Below are 18406 nucleotides of genomic sequence, written 5' to 3'. Positions count from 1 at the left end.
TGGCACACTCGAATGAGGGACCATAAAGGAGATCAGATTTTGCAGTCACAGCATGAAGTAGTATCGAACGCACAACCCGCCTTAGCACGTAAAATCCTGATGACAGATTGCGCCGATGCCCAAGGGCTTATCGCCAAAATCACCAGTGTTTGTTTTAATCATCAGCTTAATATCATCAAAAACAGTGAATTTGTGGATAATGCTCAGGGGCGATTTTTTATGCGTACAGAGCTTGAGGGGCACTTTAACAGCGAGCAATTACTGCAGGATCTGCGTGAGGTGTTACCCGCCCAAAATCATATGACCTTGGTCAGCGCGGGCAAGAAGCGCATCGTCGTATTAGTCACCAAAGAGGCCCATTGTTTGGGCGATCTGCTGATGAAGGCCTACTATGGCGGCTTGAATGTTGAGATTGCAGCCGTAGTGGGTAACCATGATGTGTTAAGGGAATTGGTTGAAAAATTTGATATTCCTTTTCACCTTGTCAGTCATGAAGGGCTCGACAGAATTCAACATGAGCAGGCGTTATTGACCGCCGTGTCGCAATATGCGCCCGATTATCTGGTGCTCGCCAAATATATGCGGGTGCTGACACCTGATTTTGTCGCCGAATATCCAAACCGTATCATCAATATTCATCACTCTTTCTTGCCTGCCTTTATTGGGGCTGCACCTTACCGCCAAGCCTGGGAGCGAGGGGTAAAGATCATCGGCGCGACTGCGCATTTTGTGAATAATTGCCTCGATGAAGGGCCAATCATTAAGCAGGACGTGATCCCCGTCGATCATAGTTACAGTGCGCTTGAAATGGCCAAAGCGGGGCGCGATGTCGAAAAAAGTGTCCTCAGCAAAGCGTTACAGCTCGTGCTGAATGAGCAAGTGGTGGTTTACGGTAATAAAACCATTGTTTTTTAAGGCTAACTTTTTTGTATGAACTTGAAATATAGCTGCGGACTTGCCGATTAAGACTTTAGGATTAACACACTGCTTTGGGCTTGCCATCAGTATGGTTAATTGCAATATTAAGGTGTAATCACCTTAATATTGCACCCTGAGTTGAACTTCAAGTGGCTGATTTGAGCCTGTTGTTCGACCAGTAGATTAATCATGGAAGGGGTGTTTGATGTCTATGAGCCGTAGCCTCATTATTGAAATTAAAGACTTGCCCGAGGATTTGCCTCTGTCTTGGGCTCGGCTAGATAGTCAGTTTCGGGTGCAGTGCATGAGCAGAGCATTTTATCAAAGGTGCCAACGCTCGGCGGCACAAATCATCCATCAGCCAATTTGTCAGTTATTCTCTGAATTTAATGCCGAACTTTGCCGCGATATTCTGAAACGCACCGATGATTATATTGGACTGGTGCTGCGGGATAATCAGGGAATACGGGTGCACTTTGGCCTGTACGCTATTCCTGAGCAGGGCTGGCAACTCATCCTCTCTGAAATCAATTTCGAAGAATGGCCGCTCAATGGGCTGCATTCTGATTATCGCCAAGCGATTCAAGCGAGCGATGCCTGGCTGCAACATATTGATGACGTGATCCAATCTCCACAGGAACAAGTGTTTAAGGTCGCTGTGGCTAAGGCGATTGCATTAATGAACAGCCACTACGGTTTTATCTTGCTGCATAATGATAAATCCAAATCCCTCACCTTAGTGGCCCGTTCGGACTATCCTGCGCCCAAGGTCAATCAGGCCGAATTTGTAGAAGAAAACACTCAAGCCTCTGAGCTGGAAAGCCAGCTGTGGCAGGAATGTGCTAAAGACTACAAACCCATTATTGAGAATACGTTAGCGGATAATCGACCCGATAATTTGTTGTTTGACCGCCTATTACTGGGTGAGCGCTATCTTGCTGTGCCGATTGTTTTTCATAACCGCTTGGTGGGGATAGTGTGTGTGCTGGGGCGAGACGAACCCTATAGCCGCAATGATGCCCGTTCACTCCTGACTTTTGCGAGTATTTTATGGCATTCGATTGAGCTTCCCCGCAGTCTGCGGGCGGTGTCGCGCCAGTCAAAAATCATCAAAGCGCAAAAGGAGCAGTTATCCCAATCCTTGACCCAGTTAATCAGCGCAATTTCGGAGGCGCTTGAGTTAAAAGATGCCTATACCGCGGGGCATCAAAAATCGGTTGCCCAGTTAAGCTATTTGATTGGTGAAAAACTCGGGCTTGAACCGCAGCGATTAGAAGGGCTTAAAATCGGTGCGCTGGTGCACGATATTGGTAAGCTTGCGATCCCGTCGCAGATTTTGACTAAACCCTCCAAATTATCCAAAGAAGAGTACGCATTAATCCAAACCCATCCGTTGCATGGGGCCGAAATTGTTGCCGATGTGGAATTCCCTTGGCCGATTAAGCAGATGATTTTGCAGCATCACGAGCGGCTCGATGGCTCGGGTTATCCCTTAGGCTTGAAGGATAAAGCGATCCTTTATGAGGCCAAGATCATTGCCGTGGCCGATGTGGCTGACTCTATCTTGTCCCATCGTCCTTATCGCCCCTCGATGGGGTTGGCTAAAATGACTGAGGTATTAAAAGCGGGCCGAGGTAGCTTGTTTGACGCGAAAATTGTCGATACTTGCTTAGAGATTTTAATCAATCGCGAGCTGAGTATCAGTGACCATGTCGGCGCTGCGGTATTGGATCCTGTGGTGTCAGTGACACTCGACCATGAGCTTGCCGATATCAAACGTTTATTAACCGCGGCCCACGCCAAGGTGGCGGTAGTGCTCGATGAGAGTCATAAAATTATCGGAGTGATCACTCAGCGCCTTGTCGATTATTGGCTTAGCCCCTTGATTGGCACTGCGGCGGAGCGGGAACACGACAGGGCATTCCTGCGTAAAAAAGCCCATCAAATTATGGAGCACTCAGTACCTTTGATTAGCGATGTCGCCACCTCTGAAGATGCCTTGCAGCTACTTAACCAAATGGATACTGAGTTTTTGGTCGTGGTGAATAAAGCTCAGCATGCGATAGGTGTGATTGGTTGGCGAACCATCGCCATGGCAAATAAGGACCGCCAAGAGGCGGAGCGGTTGATTTAATCGCTTTTATGGGATTTATCAGCATTGGTTGGATGAACTGAACCCAAGCTATCTGCCGCATGTGCTCCAAATCGTCATTAATCGTTCATCCCATAAATTGACAGCAATAAAAAGGCGTCAAATTGACGCCTAATCTTACCGTGACGTTCAAATTAAAAATTAACGGCATACACCTCATCCATTGAATTTTGGGCGATATCTTTGATGGTGACAGTACCTTGTACATAACGGCCAATACGTTTAGCGGTTTTGTCGGCGCCTTGGCTGAGGGCGAACTGATGGAAGCTTTCGCCGTTACAGACCAAACGAGGGAATACCCGAGCTTGGTTGATGCGGTATTCCTGCATAGTGTTGCTAAATGAGATCAGATTATTACTGGCCCCAGCCTTACAAACCGCCACTAAAGTATTTTCTAACTGTGGATCCATGGCGGCAAAAGCGTTTGAGCCTATTCCTATAGTGCAGAGTAGGGCTGCACCGCCCAATTTTACCAATGTTGCTTTCATCTTTAGCTCCTTGACGGGTGAGTAGACCCTTTGAGTAAAGTCTGTTTTTACCGGCCTTGCAGAGGGATTTGGCCGCTGAAGTGTATCTAAATGTGGGGTTGGGAACAGAGTGTGTCTCGGTGTAACTTGATGTGTCTTTGAACCCTTTGGCGTGTGTTTTTACCATAAAAAATGCCAAGCATTAGCTTGGCATTTTTGATTGTTTACAGCGTGAATATGGCTTAATCGACGATACGTAACAGTTCGTTGATCCCCACTTTACCGCGGGTTTTCGCATCCACTTTCTTAACGATAATTGCAGCGTATAGGCTGTATTTACCGCAAGCCGATGGCAGGTTACCCGATACCACAACAGAGCCAGCTGGAACGCGACCATAGTGGATTTCGCCCGTTTCACGGTCATAAATACGGGTACTTTGGCCGATATAAACGCCCATTGAAATCACAGAGCCTTCTTCAACGACAACGCCTTCGACAATCTCAGAGCGTGCGCCGATAAAGCAGTTATCTTCAATAATGGTCGGACCCGCTTGCAGCGGCTCGAGTACGCCACCGATGCCCACACCACCAGATAAGTGCACGTTCTTACCGATTTGCGCACATGAGCCAACGGTTGCCCAAGTGTCAACCATAGTGCCTTCGTCAACGTAGGCGCCAAGGTTCACGTAAGAAGGCATTAACACAGTGTTTTTACCGATAAAAGAGCCTTTACGTACGGTTGCCGATGGCACCACACGGATAGCTTCGGCTTTAAAGCGGGCCTCGTCATACTCGGCGAACTTTAACGGTACTTTATCGAAATATTTGGTTTCGGCACCATCGATAACGGCGTTATCGAAAATACGGAATGACAGTAATACCGCCTTCTTCAACCATTGATGTACATGCCATTGGCCATCGATTTTCTCGGCGACGCGCAGTTCACCTTTATCGAGCATATTGATGACATTTTGCACATCGTTACGCACGCTTGCGTCAACAGTGCTTGGTGTGATGTCGGCACGCGCTTCAAATGCGGCCTCAATACGTTGGCGTAAAGCCTCCATTTACTTCTCCCGTTTTGGTTAATTGGTTGACTCTGTGTTGATGGCGCTCAGCGCGCTAATCAAGGCTTCCTTGAGCGTGTTCTCTTGGGTTTCATTGAGTTGCAAGCCATCATTGGTTTGCAAAATAAAAAAGTCTTCGGCTCGCTCGCCAATGGTGGTGATTTTGGCGGCCAGCAAGGTCGTGTTGCAGCGATAAAAAATATCGCCCACTTTAGCTAATAATCCCGGCGTATCCAAGGCGATGAGTTCCATCATACTTGTACCATGACGGTTACTCTCAAGGAAACTCACCTGAGTGGGAACATTAAAAGGTTTCATCTTGCGTGACAGCTTTCTAAAGCGCGGCAGCTTAGGGTTATCGCTTGCAAGCGCCTTTTCAAGGGCCTTACGGATACTTTGAATGCGTGAGAGTTGGCTCACGGGGGCGCCGTCTTGCTCGAGGATAACGAAGGTGTCTAGAGCGTAATTATCCTTCGACGTCATAATGTTAGCGTCGTGGACGTTGATGTTTTTATTATCGAGCACCGCCATCACGGTAGCGAACAGCTTAGGCCTGTCCTGACAGTAGACAAAAAGTTCAGTGCCGCCGCGTGTCGTGTGTTTGGACACCAGCACCAGCGGCTCATCCAACTGTTTATGCTTAAGGATAGCTTCGGCATGCCAAGCAACCTGATTTGGCTGGTGGCGCAAAAAGTAGTCGGCCTTAAAGCGTTGCCAGAGGGTATCTAAATCTTTTTCTTTCACGCCACGGCGAAGCAGGTCTTTCTTGGCCTTGGCTTGATATTCCCGTACCCGCGCGCGGATATCGACGGGTTTTTCTTTCCCCCGTGCCAGCACCCTTTGGGTGGAAAAATATAAGTCACGCAGCAGTGAGCCTTTCCAGTTGTTCCAGGTCTTCTCGTTGGTGGCGCAGATATCGGCGACGGTTAAGCAATATAAATAACTTAAATGCACCGCATCGCGCACTTTGCTGGCAAAGTCGGCCACCACATCGGGATCGGAAATATCGCGGCGCTGAGCGGTTACCGACATCACTAAGTGATTTTCGACCAGCCAAGCGACTAAGCGGCCATCGTGGTCGTTTAAGCCATGGAGCTTACAGAAGGCGAGGGCATCGCTTGAGCCAAGCTTGCTGTGATCGCCGCCGCGTCCCTTGGCGATATCATGGAAAATTGCGCCAAGTACCAACAAACCTTTTTTCGGTAACTGATTGATCAGCACTGAGCCTAAAGGAAACTCTTCCTTCTGCTCCGGCTGTGAGAAGCGCTCGATGTTGAGCAGCAATCTGTGGGTGTGTTCATCCACCGTATAGGCATGGAACAGGTCAAATTGCATTTGGCCTTCAATATTGCGCCATGCGGGCAAATAGGCCGACAGCACCCCGTGTTTATGCATCAGCGATAAGGCCGCGATGCCACGAGGATGCTTTAATATTTCCATAAAGGCTTGGCGGCACTGCGGATTTTCCTGCAAGGGTTGCAGCTGCGCCCGGCGTGCGCGCCTTAGCGACCTCAGTGTCGGCGCATAAATGCCTTTAATATTGGAGTTTTTAGCGACATGGACAAAGAGGCGTACAATTTCTTCGCCACTATCGAATAAATCGTCCCTTAGGACCTCGATAAAGGCACCGCGGCGTTGATAGTTATTGTCAATCGCTTGAATTTCTAAGGCCTTGGTTTGGCCAAGAGTCGCCCGCTTAAACAGTTGCAGCAGCATTTCGTTCAGCTCCATCACCCGTCGCACCGTGCGATAGTAGCGTTTCATCATCTGCTCAACGGCAAGTTGAGTGGCGTCTTCATAACCCATCAGCTCGGCCACTTGGCGCTGAACATCGAACAGTAGGCGATTTTCATCGCGCCCGACCGCCATATGCAGGGCAAAGCGCAGCTTCCACAGAAAATGCTGACACTCGAGCAGCTCTTCTAACTCGGCGGGTTCTAAAAATTCGTATTGAACCAGTTCTTCTAGGCGTGAGGCGCCAAAGTGGCGCATGGCAACCCAGGCGATGGTTTGAATGTCCCGCAGGCCGCCGGGGCAGCTTTTGATGTTGGGCTCAAGATCGAAGGCGCTCGCCTTGGCATGGCGGGCCGTTTGTTCATCTCGTTTGGCGATAAAGAACTGGCTCGACGTCCAAAAGTCGCTCTGGCGGATGGCGTCATAGAGTTGATCAAACAGGGATTCTGGGCCTGAGAGTAGCCGAGCCTCGAGCAGGTTAGTGGCGATGGTAATGTCTTCTCGACCCAGATTTAAGGTATCGCTGAGGGTGCGAACACTGTGGCCAATTTCAAGGCTGGCGTCCCATAAAAAGGCGATAAATTCGCTCAGTGCGGTTTCAGCCGCCTGCGATAACTCACCTTCGAACAGGAATAATAAATCGACATCCGAGTGCGGATGTAACTCGCCGCGACCATAGCCGCCAACGGCTATCAGGGCGATAGGATATTGGTCCAGACCGTGCTGTTGCCAGGCCTGTTTGACGAGGGAATCGACGAACTGACAGCGCTGCGTCACTAGCTCTTCAATCGGGGTTTTGGCCTTGAATCTTGCTAAAAGCGTTTGATTCTGTTCGATTAATGATTGTTTAGCTAGCAGAGCTGTATTCATCGAGTCCCTTGTTTGGATGAGTTAGGTGTTCAGTAATCCTCTGAGTCCTAACGTACTAAGTATGTCGCTTAGTGATTAATGATACGCGGGAAGTCTTCCTCATCACGTAGAGTCAGGACTTCTACACCGGTTTCGGTCACTAATAATGTATGTTCCCATTGGGCAGAGTTTTTACCATCGGAGGTGGTGACAGTCCACTTATCGTCACGGTCTAACACTGTGGTGTGGCGACCGGCGTTGATCATCGGCTCAATGGTAAAACACATGCCAGGGCGTAAAATGGTGTTATCGCCATTACGGTAGTGCATGACTTGCGGCTCTTCATGGAAACCGGCACCAATACCGTGACCACAATAATCTTGCACGATGGAATATTTCTCAAGACCTGTTTTGCTGGCTTTGATGAATTTTTCGATAGTATTGCCGATTTCACCCAGTTTTAACCCCGGGCGAACTTTGCGAATGGCAAGGTATAGGCTCTCTTGGGCGATACGGCATAGGCGCTTGTCCTTAGGACTCACTTCACCGATTAAGAACATTTTAGAGGTGTCGCCGTGGTAACCGTCTTTAATGACTGTGATATCGATATTGAGAATATCGCCATCCTTGAGAACGCGGTCGCTCGGAATACCATGGCAAATAACGTTGTTTAACGAAGTACAAATCGACTTAGGAAAACCATGGTAGTTGAGCGGGGCAGAAATAGCGCCTTGCTCTTCGGTATATTTGGCGCAGATATCGTTTAATTCATTAGTGCTCACGCCAGCCTTTACATAAGGGGCGATCATTTCTAATACCTGTGCCGCCAGTTTACCTGCTGCACGCATTTTCTCGATTTCTTCTGCTGTCTTAATGACTATACTCATTGCGTTTTCTCTTGTGTCTTCGATGTCTATTGGCGGCATCCACCCGATGCAAAAATTTGTGCTTTAGGGCTATTTATGGTATAAAGCGCGCCGTTATGTTTAAGTCTTGATGAATTTCCCAAGCGCAGCTTTATCTGCTTTTGGGCGATAGCAAAACTAAAGATGGCGGCCATTATACATGGCAATTTATCTAAATACTAAATCACACACGTGTCGACACATTCTTCGGGGTGCCCTCAGCTGTTAACTGCGGGGTCGAAGACATGGGATGCGTGGAGGTCTAACCCCCTAAATTTTAAGGTAATAGAAATGACTACAGTTTCAATGCGCGATATGCTCCAGGCCGGTGTCCACTTCGGTCACCAAACCCGTTACTGGAACCCAAAAATGAAGCCATTCATTTTCGGTGCTCGCAACGGCGTTCACATCATCAACCTTGAGCATACTGTGCCAATGTTCAATGAAGCGCTGGCTTTCATCAGCAACGTTGCTTCAAAGAAAGGTAAAGTATTATTCGTTGGTACTAAACGTGCTGCTGGCGAAGCGATCAAAGAAGCTGCTATCTCTTGCGATCAGTACTATGTTGATCACCGCTGGTTAGGCGGTATGCTGACTAACTGGAAAACCGTTCGTCAGTCAATCAAGCGTCTGAAAGAACTGGAAAGCCAATCAGTAGACGGTACTTTCGACAAGCTGACCAAGAAAGAAGCGCTGATGCGTACTCGTGAGCTTGAAAAGCTGGAAAAATCTTTAGGCGGTATTAAGAACATGGGCGGCCTGCCAGACGTATTATTCGTTATCGGCGCTGACCACGAGCATATCGCTATTAAAGAAGCTAACAACCTGGGTATCCCTGTTGTTGCAGTTGTTGATACTAACTCTGCTCCAGACGGTGTTAACTACATCGTTCCTGGTAACGACGACGCAATGCGCGCTATTCGCCTGTACACTACTTCTGTTGCTGCAGCTGCTAACGCTGGCCGTGGTCAGGATTTAGCTGTTCAAGCTGAGCAAGACGGTTTCGTAGAAGCCGAATAATAATAAGGCGGGATGAGTTTCATCACCCTTATTAACCAAGATTTTGATTGGTTAACAGGGGCCATTCGGCCCCTGTTTTATATCTGCAAATTAGTCGAATTTTTAGAGAGGATTTAACAATGGCAATTTCTGCTGCCCAAGTTAAAGAACTGCGCGAGCGTACTGGCGCAGGCATGATGGATTGTAAAAAAGCGTTAGAAGAAACCAACGGCGACATGGAGTTAGCAATTGACAACATGCGTAAGTCTGGTGCTGCTAAAGCTGCTAAGAAAGCAGGTAACATCGCTGCTGACGGTACTATCCTGATCAAAAACGGTGAAGGTTTCGCAGTACTGTTAGAAGTAAACTGCCAAACTGACTTCGTTGCTAAAGATGCGAACTTCTTAGGTTTTGCTAACGCTGTTTTAGACGTTGCTGCAGCGTCTAAAGTGTCTTTAGAAGACTTAAAAGCCCAATTCGAAGAAGCCCGTGTTGCTCTGGTTGCTAAAATCGGTGAAAACATCAACGTTCGTCGCGTTGAGTACATCGACGGCACTCAATTAGCTTCTTACCGTCACGGTGAGCGTATTGGTGTTGTAGTAACTGGTGAAGCGGATGAGGAAACTCTGAAGCACTTAGCAATGCACGTTGCTGCTTCTAAGCCAGAATACGTTAACCCAGAAGACGTTCCAGCAGACGTAGTTGCTCGTGAACAAGCTCTGCAAATCGAAATCTCTATGAATGAAGGCAAGCCTGCTGAAATCGCAGAGAAAATGGTTGTTGGTCGTATGAAGAAGTTCACCGGTGAGATCTCTCTGACTGGTCAAGCTTACATCATGGAACCAAAGAAAACTGTTGGCGAATTCTTGAAAGAGAAAGGCGCTAAAGTCACTAACTTCATTCGTTTAGAAGTGGGTGAAGGTATTGAGAAGAAAGAAGAAGATTTCGCAGCTGAAGTTGCTGCTCAAATCGCTGCTTCTAAAAAGGCTTAATCGCCAACGCTAAATACCCCCAAGACCGCAGCAATGGCTGCGGTCTTGTTATGACCAGGACAAAAAAATATGAGCACCAATCCAAAACCTGCATTTAGACGCATTCTTCTAAAATTAAGTGGCGAAGCACTGATGGGCGACGAAGGCTTCGGCATCGATCCTAAAGTGTTAGATCGCATGGCTCAAGAAGTGAAAGAGCTGGTAGAGTTAGGCATTCAGGTGGGTGTGGTCATTGGTGGTGGTAATCTATTTCGCGGTGAAGGCCTAGCAAAAGCTGGCATGAACCGTGTGGTGGGCGATCACATGGGTATGCTGGCAACGGTTATGAACGGCTTGGCCATGCGTGATGCCCTGCACCGTGCCTATGTTAATGCTCGTCTGATGTCGGCAATCCCGTTAAAAGGGGTATGTGACGACTACAATTGGGCTGAGGCTATCAGCTTATTAAAATCAGGGCGTGTAGTGATTTTTGCTGCGGGTACTGGTAACCCATTCTGCACTACCGATTCTGCGGCTTGCTTACGCGGCATTGAAATCGAAGCAGAAGTCGTGCTAAAAGGCACTAAAGTTGACGGCGTTTATTCTGACGACCCGATGAAAAATCCAGAAGCAGTGAAGTACGATGAATTATCGTACACTGAAGTACTGGACAAAGAATTAAAAGTAATGGACTTAGCAGCCTTTACGATGGCGCGTGATCATGACATGCCAATCCTAGTATTCAACATGAACAAACCAGGTGCACTGCGCCGCGTGGTCATGGGTGAAGAAGAAGGCACAATGATCAGAGCGAAATAAGTTATTTAATGACCAAGAAGGACATTTAACGTGATTGCAGATATTAAAAAAGATGCTCAAGAACGCATGGGTAAATGCGTAGAAGCGACTAAGAACCAAATGGCGAAAGTACGTACTGGTCGTGCACACCCAAGCTTACTGGACTCTATCCAAGTGTCTTACTACGGCACTATGACACCGCTTAACCAAGTGGCTAACGTGGGCATCGAAGATGCGCGTACTCTGTCGGTAACTGTGTTTGACCGTAGTGCAATCCAAGCGGTTGAGAAAGCGATCATGAGCTCAGACCTTGGCTTAAATCCAATGTCAGCGGGTGCTACCTTACGTATTCCATTACCAGCACTGACGGAAGAGCGTCGTAAAGACTTCATCAAAGTGGTACGTGCAGAAGCCGAAGGCGGCCGTGTGGCGATTCGTAACGTACGTCGTGACGCCATTTCTGATGTGAAGAAGCTCGAAAAAGCCAAAGAATGTACTGAAGACGATGTTCGCCGCTTTGAAGACGAAGTGCAAAAGTTCACCGATGCTCACATTAAGAAGGTCGATGAGATCTTAGCTGCCAAAGAAATTGAGTTGATGGAAGTCTAATCTCAGGCGCTATAAGCTAGAGTTGCTACGCCGTGTAGGGGTATACTACACGGCGTTTGTCTATTTTAAAGGGTTGTAATAGATGTCATCCACAGTGGAATTTGATCCGCAATCTAGGTCGACTGAGCAGGATGCTTGTGCTCAGACAAGCTTACCTGAGGTATTACCTGAACTCGTAAAACAGTCATTACCTAAACATGTTGCGATTATTATGGATGGTAATGGACGTTGGGCCCAAACCCAGGGCAAACCACGAGTTATGGGGCATAAAGCCGGCGTAAAGGCGGTGAGACGTGCGGTGAGTGCGGCCAGTCAGTTAGGGATACAATCGCTGACGCTATTTGCGTTTTCCAGCGAGAATTGGCGTAGACCCGATAAAGAAGTCAGCTTGCTGATGGAATTGTTTTTTACCGTGTTACAACGGGAAATTAAGTTACTCGATAAAAACCAAGTCCGATTAAATATCATCGGCGATATCAGCCGTTTTTCTGCGCGTTTACAAAAACAAATTCGTGCCGCAGAAGAAAAAACCGCAGGCAACAGTGGATTGATATTGAATGTAGCGGCCAATTACGGTGGCCGTTGGGACATACTGCAAGCAGCTCAAAAGTTAGCTGAAAAGGTGGAAAATGGCGAAATGACCAGCAGTCAGTTCACCGAAGAAGCCTTGAGTGAACATTTGTGCATGCAAAATCAGAGTGAAGTTGATTTAATGATCCGTACGGGTGGGGATTACCGGATCAGCAATTTTGTGCTCTGGCAGGCTGCCTATGCTGAATTGGTGTTTATGGACACCCTTTGGCCTGATTTCGATGAACAGGCTTTTCATGAAGCGATTGCTACTTTTGCCAGTCGCCAGCGCCGTTTTGGTTTGACCGGAAGTCAAATTGATGAGATGCGCGCATTGTAAAACGTCATGAGGGATTTTTTTTGCTAAAACAACGTATAATAACAGCAATTTGGTTAATTCCATTAGTTTTGGGAGCGATCTTTTTACTCCCCGTAGAGTACTTTGCTTGGGCCTTAGTGGCCGTGTTTCTGATCGCCGCTAAGGAGTGGGGCAGGATCATCGATAGTCAATGTGATGTGACTCAATGGAGTTTTACTTGCACCGTCGGTATTTTACTTATCGCGTTGAATTTAATTGTTCCCGCCGACACCATTTGGCTCAGGGGACAAATTCATCCTATCTATCTTGCCGTGATTGCCATCGGCGCATTCTGGTGGATAGTGTCACTGCTGTTGGTGGTGACTTACCCTAAAAGCGCCAAACTCTGGCAAAAGAACCCGATGCTGAAGTCCATGTTTGGACAACTCACCTTAGTGCCGTGTTTTGTGGCGCTGATTGCACTCAAATCCATTAGTTCGCAAATATCGCCTTACTATGGCGCATCATTGGTACTACTGGTGATGCTGATTGTCTGGGCGGCCGATTCGGGCGCGTATTTTGTCGGCAAAGCGGTCGGCAAGACCAAGCTGATGCCAGCGGTGAGCCCTGCTAAAACTCTAGAGGGTTTATTGGGCGGCCTGATGACAACACTGATTGTTGTCGCTGGCGTGATGTATATTTCGCCTGAGCAGGAATTAGGGTTAGTAGTCGCGGTTACCATTTTCGTGGCACTGATTTCGGCGCTCGGCGATTTATCGGAGAGTATGTTTAAGCGGGCCGCCTGCATCAAAGACTCTGGCACGATTCTGCCTGGGCATGGTGGCGTGCTCGATCGCATCGACAGCCTCACTGCGGCCTTGCCGGTGTTTACCTTAATCTACATTGCATTTTGGATGTAACGCTATGCAAAATATGGTGATTTTGGGCGCAACTGGGTCGATTGGTGCCAGCACTTTAAGTGTAATTTCGGCTAATCCCGATGCCTATCGTGTTTACGCTTTAGTGGCGAATGCGAGTGTCGATAAGATGCTCGCCCTGTGTATAACCCATCGCCCACAAGTCGCCCATATGGTCGATAGTCAGGCCGCATTAGCGCTACAAGCCAAGCTTCCCCCTGAGCTTAATATCCAAGTCAGTAGCGGTGAGGATGAACTCATCGCCTTAGTCACAGCCACTGAAGTGGATACTGTGATGGCCGCTATCGTCGGCGCAGCGGGGCTTGTGCCAACCTTAGCCGCCGTCAAGGCGGGTAAGCGAGTATTGCTTGCCAATAAAGAGGCCTTGGTGATGTCAGGTGAACTCTTTATTGAGGCCACCAAAGCCTCTGGCGCCACTTTGCTGCCCGTTGACAGTGAGCACAATGCGATTTTCCAATGTTTACCCGAAGAGGTGCAGGCCAATTTAGGCCGCTGTGATTTAGCCGCATCGGGCATTTCCCATATTTTGCTGACAGGCTCTGGTGGTCCCTTTTTGACGGCTGAGCTTGCAAGTCTTGCTGCGATGACACCTGCGCAGGCCTGTAAACATCCAAACTGGTCGATGGGGCCGAAAATTTCAGTCGACTCCGCCACTATGATGAATAAAGGTTTGGAGTTTATCGAAGCGCGCTGGCTGTTTAATACTCAGAACGACCAATTAAAGGTGGTTATCCATCCGCAGAGTGTTATCCATTCGATGGTGCAATACCGTGATGGCAGTGTTATCGCGCAAATGGGTAACCCGGATATGCGTACGCCGATTGCGCATTGTATGTCCTATCCACAAAGAATTAGCTCTGGCGTTGAACCTTTGGATTTTTTCAAAGTCGGACAGTTAAGCTTTTGTGAACCAGACTTTAATCGCTTTCCCTGTTTGGCATTAGCGATTGCCGCTTGCGCCCAAGGCCAAGAGGCCACAACTGTGCTCAATGCCGCCAATGAGATTGCCGTTGAGGCATTTTTACAGGGGCAGATTGGTTTTACCCATATCGCTAAGGTGAATGAAGCGTGTTTATCATCAGTGCCTAAACGGGCAATGACCAGCATCGATGATATTATTGCCCTCGATGCGCAAACGCGGATATATGCCCGCGAACAGTTAGCGAAATTGGCTTAATCCCCATTTTATGAGGAATAAGCGAATTTGACGATGACATAAGGAGTGGAATGTTAGATTTTTTGTGGAACTTAGGTTCGTTTATCGTCGCGCTTGGGCTGCTTATCACCGCCCACGAATACGGCCATTTCTATGTTGCACGCCGCTGTGGCGTGAAAGTTGAACGTTTCTCAATTGGTTTTGGTAAGGCGATTTGGCGCAGAGTCGGCCAGGATGGCACTGAGTATGTGGTCGCCATGATCCCGTTAGGCGGCTATGTCAAAATGCTCGATGAGCGAGTAGAAGACGTACCCGATGAGTTAAAGGATCAAGCCTTTAACCGTAAAAGTGTATGGCAACGGATTGCGATTGTGGCCGCAGGTCCGATTGCAAACTTTATCTTTGCAATTATCGCACTGTATTTAATGTATTTAATTGGCGTGCCATCGCTCAAGCCAGTGATTACCTCAACCACACCTGGCACAGCGGCGGCGCAAATCCAAGTGACTGAGCCGATGCAAGTGACGGCGATTTCAGGTCAACCAGTACGTAATTGGGAAGAAGTGAATTTAGCGCTAGTTGGCCATATCGGCGATGACAGTTTAACCGTCTCACTTGCGCCGTTAAATGGCTTGCAGGGCTTAGACACCTCGGCCCGTACTTATACCCTTGATACCCGCGAGTGGCGCTTCGACCCAGAAAAAGAGTCGCCGATTACTGCGCTTGGGTTAGGCGTGTATCGCCCCGCAATTGAGCCACAAATTGCGCTCATCAGTGAAGGCAGTGCTGCGGCTAAGAGTGAGCTTAAAATCGGTGATACTTTGGTTGCTATCAATGGCGAAAATTACACCGATTGGCAAGCTTTTGTTGACATTATTCAACATTCTGCCAATGTGCCAGTGGAGTTAACTGTGCGCAGAGCTGGCGAGCAGTTTGCCATCTCAGTCACACCCTCTGGTGTTAAAAATAGCGATGGCAAAGAAGTGGGCGTGCTTGGGGTGAGCCCGACTCAGGCGCAATGGCCTGAGAATATGCGCCTACAACTCGAATATGGTCCAATCGATTCTTTCGCTATCGCGGTTGATAAAACATGGCAACTTGTGGCCGTGAGCTTTAAGATGATTGGCAAATTATTTACTGGCGATGTGTCAGTGAAAAACTTAAGTGGACCTATCTCAATCGCACAGGGTGCGGGCAATAGTGCAAACTATGGCTTGGTTTACTTTCTCGGTTTCCTCGCGCTTATCAGTGTCAATTTAGGCATCATTAACCTGCTGCCATTGCCTGTGCTCGATGGAGGACACCTGCTGTATTACTTCGTTGAGGTAATCACTGGTAAACCTGTGTCTGAAAAGGTACAGGAAATAGGATTCAGATTTGGGGCAGCATTGCTGCTGATGTTGATGAGCATCGCGCTCTTCAATGACTTTGCCCGACTCTGAGCAAGGACAGACTAATAATTAGAAGTGCTCTATGAGATTGAATAAACTTTTTGCCTCGATGTTATTCGTCGGTGCGTCGTTTTCAGGGACTGTGTTGGCGGATACTTTCCAACCCTTTGAAGTGACCGACATCCAAGTTGAAGGTTTGCAGCGAGTCGCACTGGGTGCTGCCTTGTTAAGCTTACCAGTGAAAGTGGGTGACACTGTTGACCAGTTAAAGATTCAGCAAGCCATTAAAAGCCTGTATGCATCGACTAACTTTGAAAATATCACTGTTAGTCGTGATGGTGGCGTATTGATTGTCAAAGTCACTGAGCGGCCAACGATCAGCGCCGTGACTTTTGAAGGCAACAAAGACATTAAAGATGAGCAGTTACAGGAAAGTCTGGATGGCTCAGGCGTGAAAGTCGGCGAGTCCTTAGACCGTACTATGCTGACAGGCATCGAGAAGGGATTACAAGACTTCTACTACGGTGTAGGTAAATACGGTGCGAAAGTTGAAGCGCAGGTGATTAACTTACCCCGTAACCGTGTCGAATTAAAATTTAAGTTTACTGAAGGTTTAGCTGCTGAAATTCGCCAAATTAACGTGGTTGGCAACAAAGAGTTCACCGATGCTGAGCTTATCGGCATGTTAGAACTCAAAGACTACGTGGCTTGGTGGGATCTGTTCGGTGAGCGTCGCTATCAGAAGCAAAAGCTGCAAGCCGATCTTGAAACCATTAAAACCTATTATCACAACAAGGGTTATATCCGCTTTGAAGTCACCTCGACGCAAGTGGCGATGACGCCTGACCGTAAAGGTTTGTATATCACCATCAACGTCAACGAAGGTGAGAAGTACAAGGTTAAAGACGTTAACCTCACCGGCGACTTAATGGGCCGCGAAGAGTTAATGAGATCGATTCTGCCAATTAAGGCGGGCGATATGTACAACGGCGGTGATGTGACCTTCACCGAAGAGATGTACAGTAAATATTTAGGCCGTTTCGGTTACGCTTACCCTGAAGTGAAAACCTACCCTGAAATTGATGATAAGACTAAGGAAGTCACCTTAAACATCAATATCAAACCGGGTAAACGTGTGTATGTGCGTTCGGTTAACTTCACCGGTAACACTGTCACTAAAGATGAAGTGATGCGCCGCGAACTGCGTCAGATGGAAGGTGCTTGGTTAAACTCGGCGCAGGTTGAGCAATCTAAAGCTCGTCTAAACCGTTTAGGCTTCTTCGAGACCGTTGATACCGAAACCATTCAAGTGCCAGGTACCGACGATTTAGTCGATGTGGCCGTGAAGGTTAAAGAGCAGCCATCGGGCTCATTTAACGCCGGTGTGGGTTATGGTACTGAATCGGGCTTAAGTCTGCAGTTTGGTGTGCAGCAAAATAACTTCCTCGGTACGGGTAACCAAGCGGGCGTGAGTTTAAGCACTAACAAGTACTCTAAGAACGTTAACTTATCTTACACCGATCCATATTGGACCAAAGATGGTGTGAGCTTAGGTGGTAGCGTTTATTGGAACGAGTTCGATGCGAATGAAGCGAACCTTGAACGCTATAAGAACAGTTCCTACGGCGTGGCATTGAATTCAGGTTTCCCGATTAACGAATATAACCGTATCAACGGTGGTATTGGCTATCGTCATAACACGATTTCAGAAATCTCTGCCTACGAGCAGGCGCTGCGTTTCTACAATATCTACCGTGACGATGATCCAAATGCCGATTTAAGCTTCGATAACTTTGAGCTGAGCTTAGGTTGGTACCGCAGCACGCTAAACCGTGGCACCTTCCCAACGGACGGTTCGTCACAGCGTTTAAGCGGTAAGATGACAGTACCGGGCTCGGATCTGCAGTACTTTAAGACTGACTTCGATACTAACTATTATTTCCCCATCAACCGCAGCCACAGTTTTGTGCTATTAGCGCGCGGTCGTTTAGGTTATGGCAACGGCTATGGTCAATTCAACGATAATGACCAAATCCTGCCATTCTGGGAAAACTATTACTCGGGCGGGAGTACCTCACTGCGTGGCTTTAAGTCTAACTCGGTCGGTCCACGTTCATTCTACCTCTTCCGTGGTAGTGAGCCTTGTGCGCCGGATCCATCGGGTGACGGTTGTAGCTTACCGGGCGATCCAAACAGTATTCAGGTCAGTTCAGGTCGTTCTATCGGTGGTAACGCGATTGCAACTGCCAGTATGGAGTTGATTGTACCAACGCCATTCTTGGATGAGGCTTACGCTAACTCTGTACGTACCAGTTTCTTCGTCGATGCGGGTAACGTGTGGGATACTGAGTTTGATTTTGCTAAGTATCAAACCCTGCCTGCGGAAGAGTTTGATAAGTTGCAGGACTACAGTGATCCTGGCCGTATCAGAGCGTCTTGGGGGTTAAGCTTACAGTGGCTGTCTCCTATGGGCCCAATGGTATTCAGCTTGGCATGGCCGATTAAAGAATACGAAGGCGATCAAACAGAGATCTTCTCGTTCAATATTGGCAAAACTTTTTAAAAGGCATACACTCGGCAGGTT

The 18406-nt window shown here is 47.9% G+C and carries 15 protein-coding genes; 11 read left to right on the top strand and 4 right to left on the bottom strand.

Annotated features, from left to right (window positions below; all coding sequences use genetic code 11):
- Window positions 1-99 precede the first annotated feature (99 nt).
- Window positions 100-915, top strand: coding sequence for a formyltetrahydrofolate deformylase (gene purU, locus SHEWMR4_RS13905; protein WP_041409100.1), 816 nt, complete (start codon window positions 100-102; stop codon window positions 913-915).
- 208 nt (window positions 916-1123) lie between these two features.
- Window positions 1124-3052, top strand: coding sequence for an HD domain-containing phosphohydrolase (locus SHEWMR4_RS13900; RefSeq protein ID WP_011623397.1), 1929 nt, complete (start codon window positions 1124-1126; stop codon window positions 3050-3052).
- A gap of 152 nt (window positions 3053-3204) precedes the next feature.
- Here SHEWMR4_RS13900 and SHEWMR4_RS13895 read toward each other — a convergent pair whose 3' ends face one another.
- The 4 genes from SHEWMR4_RS13895 to map form a co-directional block, all read right to left on the bottom strand.
- Window positions 3205-3558, bottom strand: a complete 354-nt coding sequence (locus SHEWMR4_RS13895; RefSeq protein ID WP_011623396.1) for a DUF3718 domain-containing protein — start codon at window positions 3556-3558, stop codon at window positions 3205-3207.
- A 221-nt stretch (window positions 3559-3779) separates the two neighbouring features.
- Entirely contained in the window at window positions 3780-4604 is an 825-nt protein-coding gene (gene dapD / locus SHEWMR4_RS13890) for a 2,3,4,5-tetrahydropyridine-2,6-dicarboxylate N-succinyltransferase (protein WP_011623395.1), read from the bottom strand.
- A gap of 18 nt (window positions 4605-4622) precedes the next feature.
- Window positions 4623-7208, bottom strand: a complete 2586-nt coding sequence (gene glnD, locus SHEWMR4_RS13885; protein ID WP_011623394.1) for a bifunctional uridylyltransferase/uridylyl-removing protein GlnD — start codon at window positions 7206-7208, stop codon at window positions 4623-4625.
- A gap of 68 nt (window positions 7209-7276) precedes the next feature.
- Entirely contained in the window at window positions 7277-8074 is a 798-nt protein-coding gene (gene map, locus SHEWMR4_RS13880) for a type I methionyl aminopeptidase (RefSeq protein WP_041408815.1), read from the bottom strand.
- 309 nt (window positions 8075-8383) lie between these two features.
- Here map and rpsB point away from each other — a divergent pair, with 309 nt between their 5' ends.
- The 9 genes from rpsB (at window position 8384) to bamA (ending at window position 18385) form a co-directional block, all read left to right on the top strand.
- On the top strand, window positions 8384-9112 hold the full coding sequence (gene rpsB / locus SHEWMR4_RS13875; protein WP_011071784.1) for a 30S ribosomal protein S2: 729 nt from the start codon (window positions 8384-8386) through the stop codon (window positions 9110-9112).
- 119 nt (window positions 9113-9231) lie between these two features.
- The gene (tsf, locus tag SHEWMR4_RS13870) at window positions 9232-10083 is read left to right on the top strand and encodes a translation elongation factor Ts (protein ID WP_011623392.1); all 852 of its coding nucleotides are present in this window, start codon (window positions 9232-9234) and stop codon (window positions 10081-10083) included.
- 69 nt (window positions 10084-10152) lie between these two features.
- Window positions 10153-10881, top strand: coding sequence for a UMP kinase (gene pyrH / locus SHEWMR4_RS13865; protein WP_011623391.1), 729 nt, complete (start codon window positions 10153-10155; stop codon window positions 10879-10881).
- Between the two features lie 30 nt (window positions 10882-10911).
- Window positions 10912-11469, top strand: coding sequence for a ribosome recycling factor (frr, locus tag SHEWMR4_RS13860; RefSeq protein WP_011623390.1), 558 nt, complete (start codon window positions 10912-10914; stop codon window positions 11467-11469).
- 82 nt (window positions 11470-11551) lie between these two features.
- Window positions 11552-12379, top strand: coding sequence for a polyprenyl diphosphate synthase (uppS, locus tag SHEWMR4_RS13855; protein ID WP_011623389.1), 828 nt, complete (start codon window positions 11552-11554; stop codon window positions 12377-12379).
- A 20-nt stretch (window positions 12380-12399) separates the two neighbouring features.
- A complete protein-coding gene (locus tag SHEWMR4_RS13850; protein WP_011623388.1) occupies window positions 12400-13257 on the top strand; it encodes a phosphatidate cytidylyltransferase in 858 nt (285 codons plus the stop codon).
- A gap of 4 nt (window positions 13258-13261) precedes the next feature.
- Window positions 13262-14452: a 1-deoxy-D-xylulose-5-phosphate reductoisomerase gene (ispC, locus tag SHEWMR4_RS13845; RefSeq protein WP_011623387.1), complete on the top strand. Its 1191-nt coding sequence runs from the start codon at window positions 13262-13264 to the stop codon at window positions 14450-14452.
- A 50-nt stretch (window positions 14453-14502) separates the two neighbouring features.
- The gene (rseP, locus tag SHEWMR4_RS13840; RefSeq protein WP_011623386.1) at window positions 14503-15873 is read left to right on the top strand and encodes a sigma E protease regulator RseP; all 1371 of its coding nucleotides are present in this window, start codon (window positions 14503-14505) and stop codon (window positions 15871-15873) included.
- Window positions 15874-15904: 31 nt separating this feature from the next.
- The gene (gene bamA / locus SHEWMR4_RS13835) at window positions 15905-18385 is read left to right on the top strand and encodes an outer membrane protein assembly factor BamA (protein WP_011623385.1); all 2481 of its coding nucleotides are present in this window, start codon (window positions 15905-15907) and stop codon (window positions 18383-18385) included.
- Window positions 18386-18406: the final 21 nt, after the last annotated feature.

The organism is Shewanella sp. MR-4 (assembly GCF_000014685.1).
In the GTDB taxonomy this organism is placed as follows: Bacteria; Pseudomonadota; Gammaproteobacteria; order Enterobacterales; family Shewanellaceae; genus Shewanella.
This window is presented reverse-complemented; position numbering and strand designations above follow the sequence as displayed.

What these genes read in the sequence shown, in the direction of transcription:
- glnD (WP_011623394.1), bottom strand. Translation starts at nt 7,208, where the DNA reads ATGAATACAGCTCTGCTAGCTAAACAATCATTAATCGAACAGAATCAA.
- purU (WP_041409100.1), top strand. Translation starts at nt 100, where the DNA reads ATGACAGATTGCGCCGATGCCCAAGGGCTTATCGCCAAAATCACCAGT.
- rseP (WP_011623386.1), top strand. Translation starts at nt 14,503, where the DNA reads ATGTTAGATTTTTTGTGGAACTTAGGTTCGTTTATCGTCGCGCTTGGG.
- rpsB (WP_011071784.1), top strand. Translation starts at nt 8,384, where the DNA reads ATGACTACAGTTTCAATGCGCGATATGCTCCAGGCCGGTGTCCACTTC.
- uppS (WP_011623389.1), top strand. Translation starts at nt 11,552, where the DNA reads ATGTCATCCACAGTGGAATTTGATCCGCAATCTAGGTCGACTGAGCAG.
- SHEWMR4_RS13895 (WP_011623396.1), bottom strand. Translation starts at nt 3,558, where the DNA reads ATGAAAGCAACATTGGTAAAATTGGGCGGTGCAGCCCTACTCTGCACT.
- map (WP_041408815.1), bottom strand. Translation starts at nt 8,074, where the DNA reads ATGAGTATAGTCATTAAGACAGCAGAAGAAATCGAGAAAATGCGTGCA.
- dapD (WP_011623395.1), bottom strand. Translation starts at nt 4,604, where the DNA reads ATGGAGGCTTTACGCCAACGTATTGAGGCCGCATTTGAAGCGCGTGCC.
- ispC (WP_011623387.1), top strand. Translation starts at nt 13,262, where the DNA reads ATGCAAAATATGGTGATTTTGGGCGCAACTGGGTCGATTGGTGCCAGC.
- pyrH (WP_011623391.1), top strand. Translation starts at nt 10,153, where the DNA reads ATGAGCACCAATCCAAAACCTGCATTTAGACGCATTCTTCTAAAATTA.
- tsf (WP_011623392.1), top strand. Translation starts at nt 9,232, where the DNA reads ATGGCAATTTCTGCTGCCCAAGTTAAAGAACTGCGCGAGCGTACTGGC.
- SHEWMR4_RS13900 (WP_011623397.1), top strand. Translation starts at nt 1,124, where the DNA reads ATGTCTATGAGCCGTAGCCTCATTATTGAAATTAAAGACTTGCCCGAG.
- bamA (WP_011623385.1), top strand. Translation starts at nt 15,905, where the DNA reads ATGAGATTGAATAAACTTTTTGCCTCGATGTTATTCGTCGGTGCGTCG.